The sequence below is a fragment of the Pseudomonas sp. CBZ-4 genome (assembly GCF_000346755.1).
Taxonomy (GTDB): domain Bacteria; phylum Pseudomonadota; class Gammaproteobacteria; order Pseudomonadales; family Pseudomonadaceae; genus Aquipseudomonas.
Genome location: NZ_ANNV01000009.1, coordinates 163,912 through 182,037, shown reverse-complemented (window position 1 = coordinate 182,037; position 18,126 = coordinate 163,912). Strand labels below are relative to the sequence as shown.

Genomic DNA, 18,126 nt, shown 5'->3' with positions numbered 1-18,126 from the left:
CTTTGGACTATTCAGAAAAAACCGCCCTGATTTGCGGTGTGAGTGGCCAGGATGGTGCTTATCTCGCAAAGCTGTTGCTGAGTAAGGGCTATACCGTTTGGGGGACATCCCGGGATGCGCAGGGCTCTTCATTCGCCAATTTGAAGCGACTGGACGTTTTCCCCAGGGTGAAGTTGCTGTCGATGGTGCCCGAAGATTTTCGCAGTGTGTTCATGGCGCTCAAGCGTAGCCAGCCTGATGAAGTCTATTTTCTGGCCGGGCAGTCGTCAGTCGGACTGTCGTTCGAGCAGCCTGCTGAAACAATTCAAAGTATTACCTTGGGAACCCTGAACATGCTTGAGGCATGCCGGATGACCGAACGTCCGATTCGCTTCTATCAAGCTGGTTCCAGCGAATGTTTTGGTGATACCAACGGCGAGCCCGCCATCGAGAGTACCGCCTTTCATCCTCGTAGCCCTTATGCCGTGGCTAAGTCCTCGGCGTTCTGGCTGGTCGATAACTATCGCGAGGCTTATAATCTTTTTGCGTGTACTGGCATCTTGTTTAATCACGAATCGCCTTTACGCCCCTCCAGATTTGTAACACAAAAAATCGTAACTACAGCCAAACGAATTGCACAGGGCTCCACGGAGCGGTTGACGCTTGGGCGTCTGGATATCGCACGCGATTGGGGGGCTGCCTCAGAATACGTTGATGCAATGTGGAGGATGCTTCAGTGTGAGGAACCCGGTGATTTCGTGATCGCAACGGGTCAAACCCACACGCTGGAAACCTTTGTTGCTGAAGCATTCACGCAATTGGGCCTCGACTGGCAAGCTCATGTCGATCAATCGACGGAGTTCTTCCGACCCACTGATCTACTGATCAGTCGAGCTTGTCCGGCAAAGGCGGAACAGGTTCTGGGGTGGAAAGCCCAATCGACAATGCCTGATGTCATTACCAGCATGCTAAATGCGATTTAACAGTCACTCTAAGAATTTTAGGACCTAAACATGACCCTGAAAAAAGCGCTAATTACCGGGATCACCGGCCAGGACGGCTCTTATTTGGCCGAACTGCTGTTGGAAAAGGGCTACGAAGTTCACGGTATCAAACGACGCGCGTCGTCGTTTAATACGCAACGTGTGGATCACATTTATCAGGATCCGCATGTAGATAATCAACGGTTCATCTTGCATTACGGCGACCTTACCGACTCGTCGAACCTGACCCGTATCATTCAGGAAGTTCAACCTGACGAGGTCTACAACCTCGGTGCGCAATCTCACGTCGCCGTAAGCTTTGAATCTCCGGAATACACAGCTGACGTCGATGCAATGGGCACCCTGCGAATTCTTGAGGCCATCCGTCTGCTCGGGCTGGAGAAAAAGACCCGTTTCTACCAAGCCTCCACCTCTGAACTGTACGGCCTGGTGCAGGAAACGCCGCAGAAAGAAACCACGCCGTTCTATCCGCGCTCGCCCTACGCTGTTGCAAAACTCTACGCGTACTGGATTGTCGTCAACTACCGCGAAGCGTATGGCATGCATGCCTGTAACGGGATCCTCTTCAACCACGAGTCGCCGCGCCGAGGCGAGACGTTTGTGACCCGCAAAATCACCCGCGGCCTGGCAAATATTGCCCAGGGACTTGAGCAGTGCCTCTACATGGGCAACATGGATGCGCTGCGGGATTGGGGCCATGCCAAAGACTACGTCCGTATGCAGTGGATGATGTTGCAACAAGAGGTTGCTGAAGACTTTGTCATTGCAACGGGCGTCCAGTATTCGGTGCGTGAGTTCATTTGCTGGTCTGCCGCTGAGCTTGGCCTGACCTTGCGCTTCGAAGGTACGGGTGTAGACGAGCGTGGCATTATCGACTCCATTGTTGGAGATAAGGCACCGGCGCTCAAAGTTGGCGATACGCTGGTGCGTATTGACCCACGCTACTTCCGCCCGGCCGAAGTTGAAACATTGCTCGGCGATCCTACCAAGGCCAAGACAAAGTTAGGCTGGGTGCCGGAAATCACTGCCCAGGAGATGTGCGCTGAAATGGTTCGCGAAGACTTGAAAGTCGCCCAGCGTCACGCATTGTTGAAGAACCACGGTTACGATTTGCCGGTGTCGCTGGAGAACTAACATGTCACGTCAATTGAGCGAATGTGTTTTTGTTGCCGGCCACAAGGGGATGGTGGGTTCGGCCATCGTCCGGCGCCTGCGAACGTTGGGTTATACCAATATTGTGACCCGCGACAGGGCTCAATTGAATTTGCTTGATCAGCGCGCGGTAGCGGATTTTTTTGCCGGGAACAAGATCGAGCAAGTCTATATGGCCGCGGCAAAGGTGGGTGGCATTCATGCGAACAACACCTACCCGGCCGAGTTCATCTACGAAAACCTGACGATGCAGGCGAATATCGTCCATGCGGCGCACCAGCATGACGTGCAGAAAATGCTGTTTCTTGGCTCCTCATGCATTTACCCCATCAAGGTCCAGCAGCCAATGGCTGAAGAGGCTCTGCTGACAGGGGTGCTCGAGCCAACCAATGAGCCTTATGCGATTGCGAAGATCGCCGGGATCAAGCTGTGCGAGAGTTACAACCGTCAATATGGACGTGATTATCGCAGTGCCATGCCCACCAATCTGTATGGTCCGAACGATAACTTCCACCCGCAAAACTCTCACGTGATACCGGCTCTGCTGCGTCGGTTCCACGATGCTGTCGAGCAGGGCGTTGAAGAGGTAGTGATTTGGGGCAGCGGTTCGCCAAAGCGCGAGTTCCTGCATGTTGATGACATGGCCAGTGCATCCGTTCATATCATGGAGTTGGATCAAGCGCAGTACGGCGCCTGCACCCAACCGATGCTCTCTCATATCAACGTTGGTACGGGGCAGGACTGCACTATTCGAGAGTTGGCCGAAACCATCGCCAAGGTCACTGGGTTCAAGGGTCGCCTGAGCTTTGACGCCACCAAGCCGGACGGCCCGCCAAGGAAGCTGATGGATGTTTCGCGTCTTGGGCGATTGGGATGGCACGCAACTGTACGTCTCGAAGACGGGCTGCGAGACGCCTACGCCTGGTTCTCCGAGAACGCCTTGCATGCTCGTTCACGCTAGGCTGAAAACTGACCGTGACGGTCTTTTTCAGGGCTCGGTTCAACCACTTCGTTGTGGGTGTTAACGGTTGTCTCCCGCGCAAACTACACTCGCGCCTGTACAGCGGCGCTGATCTCGGTCTCAAAGGATGATTGAATGTTTCTTCCAGTAATCATGGCCGGCGGCTCGGGCACCCGGCTATGGCCACTCTCTCGTCAACTGAACCCTAAGCAGTTCCTGCCCTTGGTGGATGCAGACCTGACGATGCTCCAGGCCACGATCAAGCGCCTTGATGGACTTGAGCACGGCTTGCCGCGGTTGATTTGCAATGAGCATCATCGCTTTCTTGCTGCCGAGCAGCTTCGGCAACTGGGGCTGGAAGACGCGAACATCATTCTTGAGCCGGTAGGCCGGAACACGGCGCCGGCCATCGCCTTGGCGGCCCTGCAGGCGCTGAGCGAGCAGACCGATCCGATCATGCTGGTGTTGGCTGCCGACCACTTGATTCAAGACGTCCAGGCCTTCCAGGAGAGTATTACGGCGGCCCTTTTGCTTGCAGAGTCGGGCAAATTGGTCACGTTTGCCATTGCCCCCACCAGCCCTGAGACGGGCTATGGCTACCTTCAGTTGGGTGCTCCTGTTGGGGCCGGTGGGTTCAAGGTCAGCCGATTCGTCGAAAAACCCGACTTGAACACCGCGAAATCCTACTTGTCCCAAGGTGACTACTTTTGGAACAGCGGTATGTTTATGTTTCGCGCCAGTCGCTATATCCAGGAACTTGAAAAGTTTCACCCGGAAATCGTGTCGGTATGCCGTGGTGCCTTGGCCGGGGGCCAGCAGGATATGCATTTTACCCGGGTTGACGGCACCCTCTTTGCGACGAGCCCGGACGTGTCAATTGACTATGCCGTCATGGAGAAAACGGCGGATGCCGTGATGGTTCCGTTGAACGCAGGCTGGAGCGACATCGGCTCGTGGTCGGCGCTCTGGGAGGCCGGTGAAAAAAACGCGCAAGGCAACCTGTTCAAGGGGGATGTGCTGTCGGAAAACACCACCGGCAGCTACGTTCACGCGACCCATCGCCTGGTCACTACGGTGGGCGTGCAAGACCTGATTATTGTCGAGACCAAGGACGCTGTCCTGGTGGCGCACAAAGACCAGGTTCAGGAAGTCAAAAAGATTGTCGATCAACTCAAGGCGGGTGGCCGTCAAGAGCAGGTCAACCACCGCGAGGTCTATCGTCCCTGGGGTGTGTACGATTCCATCGATAGTGGCGAGCGTTATCAGGTCAAGAGGATTACAGTCAAACCGGGTGAAAAGCTTTCGGTGCAAATGCACCATCACCGCGCAGAGCATTGGGTTGTCGTGAGTGGCACTGCTCGTGTCACCAACGGGGAGAAAACCTATCTCGTCACGGAAAACCAATCCACGTTTATCCCCATCGGCCAGGTCCATGCACTTGAGAATCCGGGGATGATCCCCCTGGAACTGATTGAGGTTCAATCAGGGTCTTATTTGGGCGAGGATGATATTGTGCGGTTTGAAGATATTTACGGTCGCGTAAAGGGTTGACGTATTGAAGATCTCGATTATCACGGTTTCATACAATAGTGAAAAAACGATAAGAGACACTATTGAATCTGTGTTGGCTCAAACCTATTCGGATATTGAATACATCATCGTAGACGGTGGTTCCAAAGATAATACGATGGGTGTGGTCGCGGAGTATGCGGCGTCTATCGCGACCATCGTGAGCGAACCGGATCGCGGTATATACGACGCGATGAACAAAGGTATTGCGCTGGCCACCGGCGATGTCATCGGTATTCTCAACTCCGACGATTTCTACGAGAGCCCGTCGTCGTTGGAGAGCGTCGCCGCAGCGTTTCGGCTAAAGCCAGACGATGCGTTGATCTTCGGCGATGTCGTCTTCGTCAACCCTGATGACCTGCATCGGGTGACACGGGTCTACCGCGCCGCTCATTTCAAGGCTTGGAAACTTCGGTTTGGATGGATGCCTCCCCATCCCGGAACGTTTATAAGAAGGCAAGCCTACAAGGACGTCGGTGATTATTCCTTGTTGTACACGATATCTGCGGACTATGAGATGTTTGTCCGCCTGTTGTTGACCAGGCACTGCCGCTTTTCGTATATCGATAAAGTATTGGTACGCATGCGTTCGGGTGGCGTCAGTACTTCAGGTGTCAAAAGCAGCTTGAAGCTCAATAGGGAAATCGTTCAGGCCTGCAAGCGAAATGGCATATATACCAATTTGTTCATGGTCCTCAGTAAAATCCCATTCAAGTTATTGGAATACCTCAAGCGCCCGGGAACGAGGAGCTGATGGAACATATCTTCATTACCGGTGCCGGCGGCTTTTTGGGTAGAGACTTGATCCGTCGCCTGCAATCAGAGGGTCGGTATCGCCTGTCCGCCTCGGTCCGGAATGCCGAGACCCATGTCCCTGCGGGCGTGGTTGCGCATTTCACCGGCGCGATGGACGCCCGAAGCTCCTGGGCGGCGGCCCTCACCGGCGTGGACGTAGTCGTCCACTGTGCTGCCCGAGTGCACGTCATGGCCGATACCTGCGCCGACCCGCTTCAGGCTTTTCGCGAGGTCAACGTTGCCGCCACGCTGCACCTGGCTCGGCAGGCGGCAACTGCCGGAGTCCGCCGCTTTGTGTTTATCAGCTCGATCAAGGTCAATGGCGAAGAATCCCTGGCGGGCAGGCCGTATCGGCCCGATGACGAGCCCAAGCCAATCGACGCCTACGGTCTCTCCAAATGGGAGGCTGAAAAAGGGCTCCTGCAATTGGCCGAGGAGGTCGAGATGGAGATCGTCATCATTCGCCCCGTGCTTATCTACGGCCCAGGGGTAAAAGCAAACTTTCAAAACATGATGCGTTATTTGTGCAAGGGCATCCCTTTGCCGTTGGGCGCCATTCATAACAAACGCAGTTTTGTTGCGTTGGATAACGTAACCGATCTGATCGTCACGTGCCTGGATCACCCGGCAGCCAGTAATCAGGTGTTTCTCGTCAGTGATGATGAGGACCTTTCTACCACTGAGCTGTTGCGCAAAATGGCGCGTGCGCTGCGCGCGCCCGCGCGTTTGGTGCCCGTTCCGGCCTGGCTTCTTACGGCTACGGCCAAGCTTTTGGGACTGTCCGGGTTTTCCCAACGGCTGTGCGGGACCTTGCAGGTCGATATCAGCAAGACCCGTTCGTTGCTGGGATGGGCGCCTCGTGTTGGCTTGGATCAAGCACTTGACGGCACGGCACGACATTTTCTGGATCAGAATAAACGATGAATGTTCTTTGGTTACTCCCCGGCCTGGCAGGTGTTTCGCTACTGCTCACGTGGCTGCTTCGGCGCTATGCATTGTCGGCCAGCCTGATCGATACACCCAACGCTCGCAGCTCTCACTCCATCCCAACGCCCAGGGGGGGCGGGGTGGCGATTGTGCTCAGCTTCCTGGCGGCGGTCCCCGTGCTGGCCTTCGCCGGCCTTGTGCCTTGGCCCTGGGCGTGGGGCATGCTGGGCGCGGGGCTGGGCGTGGCAGTCCTGGGGTTCATGGATGACCACGGGCATATCGCAGCGCGTTGGCGGCTGCTCGGCCATTTCCTGGCGGCGGCTTGGGTGTTGTTTTTCCTTCACGGGCTGGGGCCGGTCAGGGTGTTCGGCCAGCTTCTGGACCTTGGCTGGTTTGGGAATGTCCTGGCCGTTCTCTATCTGGTCTGGCTGTTGAATCTCTATAACTTCATGGATGGCATCGACGGCATCGCAAGCGTTGAAGCGCTGTGTGCCTGCTTGGGCATGTGCGCCATCTATTGGTGGGTGGGCCAGCCACAGCTTGTGTGGACACCGCTGGTGTTCAGCATGGCGGTAGCGGGGTTTCTGTATTGGAATTTCCCACCGGCCAGGATTTTCATGGGTGATGCTGGAAGCGGGTTTATCGGCATCATGCTGGGTGCTTTCTCATTGCAGGCCAGTGTCGTTTCCCCTCAGTTGCTCTGGGCATGGCTGATCATGCTGGGGGTGTTCATCGTCGATGCCACATTCACCTTGATACGCCGGCTGTTGCGCGGGGATAAGGTTTATGAGGCCCATCGCAGTCACGCCTACCAGTTTGCCTCGCGACAGTTTGGTCAACACCGTCCAGTCACGCTGACGGTCGCGTGCATCAATATCTTCTGGCTGTTCCCCGTGGCACTGGCAGTCGTGTTGTTGGATATCGATGGCTTTCTTGGGCTTGCTCTCGCTTATGCCCCTTTGATTTGGCTGGCAGTAAGGTTTCACGCGGGAGCGCTGGAGCACGTTGAGGCGCGCTGATCATCCTGGATGTTCAAGTGCAGACTAAAATAGTCTGATAGCGACATCATCCCTGCGGTGTCTATTGGCAGGTGAAGGTTATTTTGGAGAATGAAGATGGATCGAATGCGCACGCTGCTGCTGGGCTTGCCAAGGCGTCACAAGCGCGTTCTGCAGGTTCTGACTGACGTCGTGATGGTGTGGATCGCGTTGTGGATGGCCTTTGTAGTACGCCTGGGCATCGATGAAATGGTCAATCCTGTCCGGATGCACTTCTGGCTGTTCATTTCTGCGCCCATCATTGCCATCCCGTTGTTCGTGCGATTTGGCATGTACCGGGCAGTCATGCGTTATTTCGGCAATGATGCGCTGATCGCCATCATCAAGGCCGTCAGCTTGTCAGCGTTGATATTGGCGTTGGTGGTCTATTGGTACAGCAATCATCAAAACGTGGTTCCGCGCTCGATCGTGTTCAACTATTGGTGGTTGAGCCTGATCATGATCGGCGGCTTGCGACTGGGCATGCGCCAATACTTTCTGGGGGATTGGTTCACCGCTTCGCAGCACGTGCCTTTCACCAGTCGTGACGATGGCTTGATCAAAGTCGCTATCTACGGCGCCGGTTCTGCCGGGAACCAGTTGGTTGCCGCACTTCGAATGGGGCGAGTCATGCGCCCAGTGGCGTTTATCGATGACGACTCGAGCATTTCAGACCGAGTCATATCGGGTTTGCATGTGTATAAACCCAAGCACATCCAACAAATGATCGAGGCAACCGGCGCCCAGGAAATCCTTCTGGCCATCCCCTCGTCCAACCGTGGCCGCCGTCGTGAAATCCTGAGTTTTCTTGAAGGCTTTCCACTCCACGTGCGCAGTGTTCCCGGCTTCATGGACCTCGCCAGTGGGCGTGTCAAAGTTGACGATATTCAAGAAGTCGATATCGCCGACCTGCTGGGGCGCGATGCGGTCCCGGCACAGGCCGACTTGCTTGAGCACTGCGTCAAGGCCCAGGTGGTACTGGTAACCGGTGCGGGTGGTTCCATCGGCTCGGAGCTTTGCCGACAGATTCTTTCCCTGCGGCCAACGACCTTGTTGTTGTTCGATCACGGCGAATTCAACCTGTACACCATCCTGTCCGAGTTGGAACAGCGCATTGCGCGGGAGTCTTTGCCGGTAAAACTTCTACCGATTCTCGGGTCAGTGCGTAACCCGGAAAAACTGCTCGACGTGATGAAGACCTGGCATGTCGATACCGTCTACCATGCCGCGGCCTACAAACACGTCCCGATGGTTGAGCACAACGTGGCAGAAGGCGTGTTGAACAACGTCATCGGAACACTGAATACCGCCCAGGCGGCACTCCAGTCGGGGGTTGCCAACTTCGTGTTGATCTCAACTGACAAGGCTGTACGCCCGACAAACATCATGGGCAGTACCAAGCGCCTGGCAGAGTTGACACTGCAAGCCCTGAGCAGGGAATTGGCCCCCGTACTGTTCGGCGACAAGTCCAATGTTTCCCACGTCAACAAGACCCGCTTCACCATGGTTCGCTTCGGCAACGTTCTTGGGTCCTCGGGCTCTGTGATTCCGTTGTTCCACAAGCAGATCAAATCCGGAGGGCCGCTGACGGTTACCCACCCGAAGATCACGCGCTACTTCATGACGATCCCGGAGGCCGCCCAACTCGTCATCCAGGCAGGCTCCATGGGGCAGGGCGGGGACGTATTTGTACTGGATATGGGCGAACCGGTGAAAATCATCGAACTCGCAGAAAAGATGGTTCATCTCTCTGGCCTGAGCGTGCGCTCCGATAAAAACCCCCAAGGTGACATCTCCATCGAGTTCACCGGCTTGCGTCCCGGTGAAAAACTTTACGAGGAGTTACTGATTGGCGACAACGTGGTCGCGACCCAGCACCCGATGATCATGAGCGCCAGTGAAGATCATCTGTCGTGGGAGGTGCTCAAGGGCACGCTCAAAGAGCTGCTGGCTGCGGTCGATCAAGATGATTACGCGCGTATCCGAGAGCTGTTGCGCGACACTGTCAGCGGCTACTCCCCCGATGGCGAAATCGTTGATTGGATCTATCAGCAACGTCGCCTGGAGCCTTGATTTAACACCCTGTTACTCAAGCTTTTTTGACGAATCCCACGCATCACCTAAGTTTGAAAAGCAGCTTCGGAAAGCTGCTTTTCTCTCATAGTTGTCATGGAGCGTCACCAATGCAAAACACCTACGTTTCTTCCCTGATCTTCGCCTTCCTCACCACACTCTCCGTCACCACCACCGCAGCCCCTTCGATCAAACCCGAAGCACCCACCCCCATCACTGCGCAAATAACCAAGGCCGAGCAAGCCGCCAAGGTCAACCTGAACGCCGCCGACGCCGAAACCCTGCGGCGTGACTTGTTCGGCATCGGCGCCGCCAAAGCCAAGGCAATCGTCGCCTACCGCGATAGCAACGGTCCGTTCACGGCAGTGGATGAGTTGTTGGAGGTGAAGGGCATCGGCAAGGCGTTGCTGGAGAAGAACCGCGATAGGCTGTCGATCAATTAAGTCGCCAGGAGGCCGGTCATTGATCGGCCTTTTCATCTTCCCGGATCTGCGTTTTCAAGGTGTCTCGAACCACATCCATGATCCGCGTGGCCAATTGTGGATTCTCGACACTCCTGGCCAGTACCAGCGCGCCTACGAGTGTCGACATCATCACCAGTGCCTGAGCGTCGGCACGGCCCTCACCCAAAGCTGTATCAATCTGTTTGAGCCGTGCATCGAGCACTGCGTCCGTTGTCGGACTAGGCTGGCCTCGTAGCCCTAGTTCGGAACACATGGTCGGCAAAGGGCAGCCCTGGTCCGGGGAGGTCTGGTGCCAGTCCGACAGGTAGCTGTCGATGAACGCGTCCAACGGCCGCTCCTGGCTGAACAGCATCTCGCAGTGAGCATCGAGTTCTGCGGCCGAGGCGAGCAAGGCTTTTTCTACCAGTTCGTCCTTGGACTTGAAGTGTGCGTAAAACCCGCCATGCGTCAGGCCCAGCGCTTTCATCAGCGGTTGCAGGCCGGTGGCGCCAATGCCGTCGCGGCGAAAGCGCACCGACGCTTCCTTGATGATGCGCTGATGGGTTTGGGCTTTGTGGTCTTGGGAGTAACGCATAGGGCAGCCTCGGTAACGAGGTGGCAGTTTAACGGAGTTGAACGTTATTACACATCCAGCGAAGCGCAGCGGTTGGCACGAAAAGTGATTACGTCTACGCAGAGGATTGTTCAACAATCATGGGGGAGTGATGGCACTCAGTTTGTCGTTAGCCGATCAGATCGCGCTGGAACTTCGTGCCGACATCATCGGTGGGCGGTTGCTACCTGGCATGGCGTTGGTCGAGGTGGAGTTGGTGAGGCGTTACAACGCCTCGCGCAACACGATTCGCGAAGCCTTGCATCGCCTGGGGCAGGAAGGCCTGACCCGGTACGTGCGAAACAAGGGGGTGATGGTCCGGCGCCTGGAGCGTGAAGAGGTGCGTGATGTGTTTGTAGTGCGACGCACCCTGGAGTTACAGGCCATCGCCCAGAGCGGCGCATTGACCGCCGATCAGTCCGAGCGCATGCAAAACGCTATCGACGCCACCACCCTGGCGCGGGAACGTGAAGATTGGCGCGCCGTGGCCACCCACAGCCTGGTGTTCCACCAACAGATTGTCGGGCTGATGCGCAGCCCGTTGTTCGATGACTTTTTTGCCCAGGTGATCGCCCAGTTACGCCTGGTATTTTGTGCCGCACCCGATGAGCAGCGGTTCCAGTCACCCTGGCTGGAGCGTGACCGTGAGATATACGTGCTATTGGTCCAAGCGGATAAACCGGCAGCAGGGCAGGCTCTGAGTTTGTATCTGGATGATTCGGAGCGCGTGTCGCTGGCCCTGTTCGCCCCCCTTGATCGAGGATTTCCATAATGTACAAAGACTATCCGGCGGCTTATCAGGTCAGCAAAGGTTCGGCGCTGCAGGTTGATAAGGCGTTTTATGAGCGCATTCGCGAGCGCGCCGACCAGCGCACCTTGATCGAACAATTCGAGGTGCCGATTCGTACGGGCAGGGCATGGAAAGTGCCGGCCGGGCATGTGTTCCGGGTGACCACGCCGGTTGGCCCGCAGGTGGGCGACTTCAACGTGTGGAACGCCAATGACCCGCGCGAGCGGCTGTGGGCCGCACGCACGCGGCAGTTGCAGGGCGCCCATGTCAGCACCCATGACCGCTTGTGGTCGAACCTGCCGTTTCTGCGGCCCCTGGTGACTATCACCGATGACAGCCTGGCGAGCTATGGCATCGATGAACATGGCGGGCGCCTGCATGACCTGCTGGGTACGCGCTGCGACCCTTATGTGAACCGCATGCTCACCGGTGAGGACTTCCATCACCATTGCCACTCGAACCTGACGCGTGCGGTTTTACCCCACGGCCTGACGGAATTCGACGTGCATGACGTGCTGAATATTTTCCAGTGCACCGGCCTCAATCAGGACGACATGTATTTCATGAAGGCGTGCCCGGCGCAGAAGGGTGATTACCTGGAGTTCTTTGCCGAGATTGATCTGCTGTGCGCGCTGTCGACCTGCCCGGGCGGGGACCTGTCACTGCCGATGTGGGGCCCCGACGCGCAGGACCCGCTGACGGTATGTCGCCCGCTGGGCGTTGAGATCTACCGGTTGGAAGCGGCGCTGCTGAATGGCTGGAGCCAGCCGGAACGTGCTGCCTACAAGGGGCAGCACGGGTTGCATATGGCCAAGGCGGCTTGGGAGTAACCCAAGGCTCAGCGATCTTGCGCGTCCTTGGCATCCGCCTGGGCGTTGCGTTCGGCCACGCGTTTGCGTTGTTCGTCGGTGAGTTCCACCTTGTTGGCGCTGTCCCGCAGCATCAGCAGGCCACCGACGATCGAGCCGATCGCCACCACTAAAATCAACCACGCGTACCACGGCATAAGGCTCTCCTTGAGGCAGATTGCCGTGGGAGAATTTTCCCACGGGAATAACTGCTTTGAGTAACGGGCTTTCTCAGTAGTTCAGTGTAGGCCCGTTCTGCCTCAAGTTGCTCAGAGTCCGGTCAACATCGCATCCGCCGGGGCATCGGCACGGTGCTGCGCGGTCATCTGGAAGTAGGCAAACCCTACCGCCATGAAGCCCAGGAAGATCAACCCGATCAACGTGTTTAACCAGGCCATGGCCACCAGGCACACCACCGCCAGCACCAGCGCAATGCCCGGCACAATCGGGTAACCCGGCGCGCGAAAGGTGCGCTCCAGCAGCGGTTCGGTCTTACGTAGCTTGAACAGGCTGAGCATGCTCATGATGTACATCACGATGGCGCCGAACACCGCCATGGTGATCATCGCTGCGGTCAGCGTCATGCCGCCCAGGTTGATCAAGCCGTCGCTGTAGATCGCGGCGATGCCGACCACGCCGCCGGCGAGGATGGCGCGGTGGGGTGTCTGAAAACGCGACAGCTTGGCGAGGAAAGAGGGCAGGTAACCGGCGCGGGCCAGGGCAAAGAACTGACGCGAATAGCCGAGGATGATGCCGTGGAAGCTCGCCACCAGGCCGAACAGGCCGATCCACACCAGCATGTGCAGCCAACCTGAGTGGTCGCCCACCACGGTTTTCATCGCTTGGGGCAGTGGGTCGTTGATGTTCGACAAGGTGCGCCAGTCACCCACGCCGCCGGCGAAGAACATCACGCCCATGGCCAGGATCACCAGGGTCAGGATGCCGCTGATGTAGGCTTTTGGAATGGTGCGCTTGGGATCTTTCGCTTCTTCTGCGGCCATGGCTGCGCCTTCGATGGCAAGGAAGAACCAGATCGCAAAGGGAATCGCCGCAAACATCCCGGCAATCGCCGGCGCGCCAAACGTATCCGAACCGGCCCAGCCATTCAGGGCGAAGTTGCTGAAACTGAACGCCGGGGCGACCACGCCCATGAATACCAGCAACTCGGCCACGGCGAGCACGCACACCACCAATTCGAAGGTGGCAGCGAGTTTCACGCCGAGGATGTTCAGGCCCATGAACACGAAATAGGCGCCGACGGCCGCATGTTTCGGGTCCAGTGCCGGAAACTGCACGTTGAGGTAGGCGCCGATGGCCAGGGCGATGGCGGGCGGGGCGAACACGAATTCAATCAGCGTCGCCAGCCCGGCGATCAAGCCGCCTTTCTCGCCGAAGGCGCGACGGCTGTAGGCAAACGGCCCACCTGCGTGGGGAATGGCGGTGGTCAGTTCGGTGAAACTGAAGATAAAGCAGGTGTACATCGCGGCGACCATCAGCGAGGTCACCAGGAAGCCCAAGGTGCCGGCGACGCCCCAGCCGTAGCTCCAGCCGAAGTACTCCCCGGAAATCACCAGGCCGACAGCAATGCCCCACAAATGCAGGGTGCCCAAGGTGGGTTTGAGTTGTGTGTTCATCGTGCTGCGCTCCCTGAACGGTTTGGAATGATTCAAGGTGTTGCAGCGGCCATGCCAGCCTGAGAATCATTGTCGTAAAGGCGCACACCTGTCGTCGGGGGGATGGTTTGGCGTTTGAATCTCGGCAGGGTTGCACCAGATGAGTGCGAGGTTGTTTGAGCTGCCGCCATCGCGGGCAAGCCCGCTCCCACACTCGACCGCGTTGTCATGGCAAACGCCGATCAAACTGTGGGAGCGGGCTTGCCCGCGATGAGGCCTTCCCAGCCACTACACCTCTCCTGTAACCCCCGCATAAACCCACTCTTTACGCCGTCTTTACGCCCCGCCCACCCCCTCGCTCTCGTTCCTTTACACCACTCCTGCGGACAATTGCCCCACACGCGGCAATACGCCGCTAAACGGAGAAACTTCCATGAGCGTTCTGGACGGGGTGTCACTGCTATTGGCCGTGGCGCTGTTCATTTATCTGCTGGTTGCGCTGCTACGCGCGGATCGGAACTAGGAGCTTGGCCATGCACAGTTATGACTATTGGCTGATCATCGCCTTCTTTGCCGTGGTGTTGGTGCCGGCGCCGTTCCTGGGCCGGTTCTACTACAAGGTGATGGAAGGCCAGCGCACCTGGCTGAGCCCGGTCCTGGGGCCCGTCGAAAAAGCCTGCTATCGCCTCTCGGGCGTGGACGAACATCAGGAACAAAGCTGGCAGAAGTACATGCTGGCCCTGCTGGCATTCAACCTTGCCGGCTTCCTGCTGTTGTTCGCCATCCTGCTGTTCCAGGACTACCTCCCACTGAACCCGCAGAAATTACCGGGCCAGGAATGGACGCTGGCCTTCAACACGGCCGTCAGTTTCATGACCAACACCAACTGGCAGTCCTACAGCGGTGAAGCGTCCCTGAGCTACCTCAGCCAGATGGCCGGCCTGACCGTGCAGAACTTCGTCAGCGCCGCCACCGGCCTGGCCGTCCTGGTCGCTTTGTGCCGCGGGATCGGTCGCAAATCCGCGCAGACCCTGGGTAACTTCTGGGTCGACATGACCCGCGCCACCCTCTACGGCCTGCTGCCCCTGTGCCTGGTGCTCGCATTGTTCCTGGTGTGGCAGGGCGTGCCGCAGACCTTCGCCCATTACGTCGATGCGCTGACGATGCAGGGCGTGGATCAGGTGATCCCTCTCGGCCCGGCCGCCAGCCAGATCGCGATCAAGCAACTGGGTACCAACGGCGGTGGTTTCTTCGGCGTCAACTCGGCGCATCCGTTTGAAGACCCTACCGCGTGGGCCAATCTGTTCGAGGTGGCGTCGATCATCCTGATCCCGGTGGCGCTGGTGTTCACCTTTGGTCACTACGTGAAGGACCTGCGCCAGAGCCGCGCGATCCTTGGCTGCATGTTGGCGCTGTTCCTGATCGGCGGCGCCACCTCGCTGTGGTCCGAGTCCCAGCCCAACCCGACCCTGAACCACCCGGCCGTCGAGCAGACCGCACCGCTGGAAGGCAAGGAAACGCGCTTCGGCACCACCGGCACCGTGCTTTGGTCGGTGACTACCACCGCGGCGTCCAACGGCTCGGTCAACGGCATGCAAGACAGCCTCAGCCCGCTGAGCGGCATGGTCGCGCTGGTCAACATGATGGTCGGTGAAGTGATCTTCGGCGGCGTCGGTGCCGGCATGTACGGCATGCTGCTCAACGTGTTGATCGCGGTGTTCCTCGCCGGTTTGATGATCGGCCGCACGCCGGAATACCTCGGCAAGAAACTCCAGGCCAAGGAAGTGCAATTGCTCGTCGTCACCTTGCTGGTGATGCCGGTAGGCGTGCTCGTCCTCAGTGCGATCGCCGCCAGCCTGCCCGGCCCGGCGAGTGCCATCAGCAACCCTGGCCCTCACGGGTTCAGCCAATTGCTCTACGCCTACACCTCCGCCAGTGCCAACAACGGCTCGGCGTTCGCCGGCCTCAGCGCCAACACCGCGTTCCACAACCTGATGCTCGGCCTTGGCATGTTGATCGGCCGCTTCGGCTACATCCTCCCGGTCCTGGCCCTGGCCGGCAGCCTGGCGATGAAGAAGGCCGCACCAATTGGCCAGAACAGCTTCCCGACCCATGGCCCGCTGTTCGTGACCCTGTTGACCGTGACCATCTTGCTGGTGGGCGGCCTGACCTTCCTGCCGACGCTTGCTCTAGGCCCCATCGCTGAACACCTGAGCATGGGCTTCTAAGGGGATATGAACATGAATATGCCTGCAAAAAACGCCGCTCCCGTGCAAACCCAGGAGCCCGCCAAAACCGCCATCTCCGCCCTGTGGCGCCCGGCGCTGGTCCAGGCGTTCGTCAAGCTCGACCCGCGCCAATTGCAACGCTCGCCGGTGATGCTGGTGGTCGAGCTGACCGCCATCCTCACCACCGTGCTGTGCTTCGTGCCCGACACCAGCGTGCCGACGTTCGTCGCCGTGCAAATCGCCGTGTGGCTGTGGTTCACCGTGTTGTTCGCCAACTTCGCCGAAGCCTTGGCCGAAGGGCGTGGCAAGGCCCGTGCCGACAGCCTCAAGGCCGGCAGCGAAGGCCTCAGCGCACGCCGCAAGGAAGCCGACGGCAGCTTCAAGGTCGTGCCGGCCACCAGCCTGCGCAAAGGCGATGTGGTGCGCGTCGCCGCCGGGGAAATGATCCCCGGTGACGGCGAAGTCATCGAAGGCATCGCGGCGGTCAACGAAGCGGCGATCACCGGCGAATCCGCGCCGGTGATCCGCGAGTCCGGCGGCGACCGCTCGGCCGTCACCGGCAACACGCGGCTGGTGTCGGACTGGCTGCTGATCCGCATCACCGCCAACCCCGGTGAGTCCACCCTGGACCGCATGATCGCCCTGGTCGAAGGCGCCAAACGCCAGAAAACCCCCAACGAAGTGGCGCTGGATATCCTGCTGATCGGCCTGACGCTGATCTTCCTGTTGGTGGTGGTGACCCTGCAACCGTTCGCCCACTTCGCCAATGGCAGCTTGCCGCTGGTGTTCCTGGTCGCACTGCTGGTGACGTTGATTCCCACGACGATTGGCGGCTTGTTGTCGGCCATCGGCATCGCCGGCATGGACCGCCTGGTGCGCCTCAACGTGATCGCCAAATCCGGTCGCGCGGTTGAGGCGGCGGGGGACGTGCATGTGCTGCTGCTGGACAAGACCGGCACCATCACCTTTGGTAACCGTCGCTGCTCGGCGGTGGTCGCGGCGCCTGGCATCAGTGGCCGTGAGCTGGCCGAAGGCGCGCTGCTGGCGTCCCTGGCGGACGACACGGCCGAAGGCAAATCCATCGTCGAATACCTGCGTGCGCTGCACCCCCAGGCCGAGCCGTCCCTGGACGAACTCACCGCCGTACCGTTCAGCGCCGAAACCCGCTTGTCCGGCGTCGACTACCAAGGCCGCGTATTCCGCAAAGGCGCGGTGGATTCGCTGCTGGCCTTTGTTGGCCAACAACGCCGCGACCTCGCACCCGCGCTGTCGCGGGAAATCGACAAGATCGCCCAAAGCGGCGGCACGCCGTTGCTGGTGTGCGCCGACGGCAAACTGCTCGGTGCGATCCACCTCAAGGACGTGGTCAAGCCCGGCATCCGCGAACGGTTCGCCGAGCTGCGCAAGCTGGGGATTCGCACCGTGATGGTCACCGGCGACAACCCGCTGACCGCCGCTGCAATTGCCGCCGAAGCCGGCGTGGATGACGTGCTGGCCGAAGCCACCCCGGAGAAAAAACTCGCGCGCATTCGTCACGAGCAAAACGACGGCCGCCTGGTCGCCATGTGCGGCGACGGCGCCAACGACGCCCCGGCGCTGGCCCAGGCTGACGTCGGCATGGCGATGAACGACGGCACCCAGGCCGCCCGTGAAGCGGCCAATATGGTCGACCTCGACAGCGACCCCACCAAGCTCTTGGACGTGGTGCAGATCGGCAAGGAATTGCTGGTGACCCGTGGCGCGCTGACGACCTTTTCCATCGCCAATGACGTGGCCAAGTACTTCGCGATCCTGCCGGCGCTGTTCGCCTCGATCTACCCGCAACTGGGCGTACTCAACGTGATGCACTTGCAGAGTCCGCAGAGCGCGATCCTCTCGGCCATCGTGTTCAACGCCTTGATCATCGTGGTGTTGATTCCCCTGGCGCTGCGCGGTGTGCGCGTGCAGGCGGCGAGTGCGGCGGCCTTGCTGCGGCGCAACCTGCTGATCTACGGCGTGGGCGGGTTGCTGGTGCCGTTCGTGGGCATCAAGGCGATCGACATGCTGTTGACCGCGCTGCACCTGGTTTGACCCGATGCCTGTGGGTGCTCTCCC

The 18,126-nt window shown here is 58.7% G+C and carries 17 protein-coding genes; 14 read left to right on the top strand and 3 right to left on the bottom strand.

The genetic code is table 11. From position 1 onward, the window contains the following. Positions 1-2: 2 nt before the first annotated feature. The 9 genes from B348_RS0101840 to B348_RS0101800 all read left to right on the top strand — a co-directional run bounded on the left by B348_RS0101840 (position 3) and on the right by B348_RS0101800 (position 9,940). Complete coding sequence (locus tag B348_RS0101840) at positions 3-962, top strand: GDP-mannose 4,6-dehydratase (protein ID WP_017734461.1); 960 nt, start codon at positions 3-5, stop codon at positions 960-962. Between the two features lie 30 nt (positions 963-992). Beyond that, positions 993-2,117, top strand: a complete 1,125-nt coding sequence (gene gmd, locus B348_RS0101835; RefSeq protein WP_017734460.1) for a GDP-mannose 4,6-dehydratase — start codon at positions 993-995, stop codon at positions 2,115-2,117. Between the two features lies 1 nt (position 2,118). After that, the gene (locus B348_RS0101830; protein WP_017734459.1) at positions 2,119-3,096 is read left to right on the top strand and encodes a GDP-L-fucose synthase; all 978 of its coding nucleotides are present in this window, start codon (positions 2,119-2,121) and stop codon (positions 3,094-3,096) included. Between the two features lie 135 nt (positions 3,097-3,231). After that, the gene (locus B348_RS0101825; protein ID WP_017734458.1) at positions 3,232-4,647 is read left to right on the top strand and encodes a mannose-1-phosphate guanylyltransferase/mannose-6-phosphate isomerase; all 1,416 of its coding nucleotides are present in this window, start codon (positions 3,232-3,234) and stop codon (positions 4,645-4,647) included. Positions 4,648-4,651: 4 nt separating this feature from the next. Further along, positions 4,652-5,419 (top strand): glycosyltransferase family 2 protein, encoded by a 768-nt coding sequence (locus B348_RS0101820; protein WP_032864668.1) that lies wholly within the window; start codon positions 4,652-4,654, stop codon positions 5,417-5,419. Further along, positions 5,419-6,384 carry an NAD-dependent epimerase/dehydratase family protein gene (locus B348_RS0101815; protein WP_017734456.1) on the top strand — a complete coding sequence of 322 codons (966 nt, stop codon included), beginning with the start codon at positions 5,419-5,421 and terminating at the stop codon, positions 6,382-6,384. Before B348_RS0101820 ends, B348_RS0101815 begins: the two co-directional genes overlap by 1 nt. Continuing rightward, a complete protein-coding gene (locus tag B348_RS0101810; protein WP_017734455.1) occupies positions 6,381-7,406 on the top strand; it encodes a glycosyltransferase family 4 protein in 1,026 nt (341 codons plus the stop codon). Before B348_RS0101815 ends, B348_RS0101810 begins: the two co-directional genes overlap by 4 nt. Before the next feature lie 96 nt (positions 7,407-7,502). Beyond that, positions 7,503-9,497 carry a nucleoside-diphosphate sugar epimerase/dehydratase gene (locus tag B348_RS0101805; protein ID WP_026136484.1) on the top strand — a complete coding sequence of 665 codons (1,995 nt, stop codon included), beginning with the start codon at positions 7,503-7,505 and terminating at the stop codon, positions 9,495-9,497. 110 nt (positions 9,498-9,607) lie between these two features. Next, positions 9,608-9,940: a ComEA family DNA-binding protein gene (locus B348_RS0101800; RefSeq protein WP_017734453.1), complete on the top strand. Its 333-nt coding sequence runs from the start codon at positions 9,608-9,610 to the stop codon at positions 9,938-9,940. A 16-nt stretch (positions 9,941-9,956) separates the two neighbouring features. Here the strand turns inward: B348_RS0101800 and B348_RS0101795 are convergent, their stop codons facing one another. Next, a complete protein-coding gene (locus B348_RS0101795; RefSeq protein ID WP_017734452.1) occupies positions 9,957-10,535 on the bottom strand; it encodes a TetR/AcrR family transcriptional regulator in 579 nt (192 codons plus the stop codon). 130 nt (positions 10,536-10,665) lie between these two features. On the opposite strand from B348_RS0101795, the gene B348_RS0101790 reads away from it, so the two are divergent. Both B348_RS0101790 and B348_RS0101785 read left to right on the top strand, forming a co-directional pair. Next, positions 10,666-11,325, top strand: a complete 660-nt coding sequence (locus B348_RS0101790) for a GntR family transcriptional regulator (RefSeq protein ID WP_017734451.1) — start codon at positions 10,666-10,668, stop codon at positions 11,323-11,325. Beyond that, positions 11,325-12,173, top strand: a complete 849-nt coding sequence (locus tag B348_RS0101785) for a DUF1989 domain-containing protein (protein ID WP_017734450.1) — start codon at positions 11,325-11,327, stop codon at positions 12,171-12,173. Before B348_RS0101790 ends, B348_RS0101785 begins: the two co-directional genes overlap by 1 nt. A gap of 8 nt (positions 12,174-12,181) precedes the next feature. On the opposite strand, the gene B348_RS1000000130575 is transcribed toward B348_RS0101785, so the two are convergent. Further along, the gene (locus B348_RS1000000130575) at positions 12,182-12,349 is read right to left on the bottom strand and encodes a DUF2897 family protein (RefSeq protein WP_008437727.1); all 168 of its coding nucleotides are present in this window, start codon (positions 12,347-12,349) and stop codon (positions 12,182-12,184) included. A gap of 111 nt (positions 12,350-12,460) precedes the next feature. After that, a complete protein-coding gene (gene eat, locus B348_RS0101775) occupies positions 12,461-13,825 on the bottom strand; it encodes an ethanolamine permease (protein WP_017734449.1) in 1,365 nt (454 codons plus the stop codon). Between the two features lie 412 nt (positions 13,826-14,237). Here eat and kdpF point away from each other — a divergent pair, with 412 nt between their 5' ends. Genes kdpF through kdpB form a run of 3 tightly spaced genes read left to right on the top strand, consistent with a single transcriptional unit; the run spans position 14,238 to position 18,102 of the window. After that, complete coding sequence (gene kdpF / locus B348_RS01000000129625) at positions 14,238-14,327, top strand: K(+)-transporting ATPase subunit F (RefSeq protein WP_003218754.1); 90 nt, start codon at positions 14,238-14,240, stop codon at positions 14,325-14,327. Positions 14,328-14,337: 10 nt separating this feature from the next. After that, positions 14,338-16,032 carry a potassium-transporting ATPase subunit KdpA gene (gene kdpA, locus B348_RS0101765; RefSeq protein ID WP_017734448.1) on the top strand — a complete coding sequence of 565 codons (1,695 nt, stop codon included), beginning with the start codon at positions 14,338-14,340 and terminating at the stop codon, positions 16,030-16,032. 6 nt (positions 16,033-16,038) lie between these two features. Then, complete coding sequence (gene kdpB, locus B348_RS0101760; RefSeq protein WP_032864667.1) at positions 16,039-18,102, top strand: potassium-transporting ATPase subunit KdpB; 2,064 nt, start codon at positions 16,039-16,041, stop codon at positions 18,100-18,102. Positions 18,103-18,126 lie beyond the last annotated feature (24 nt).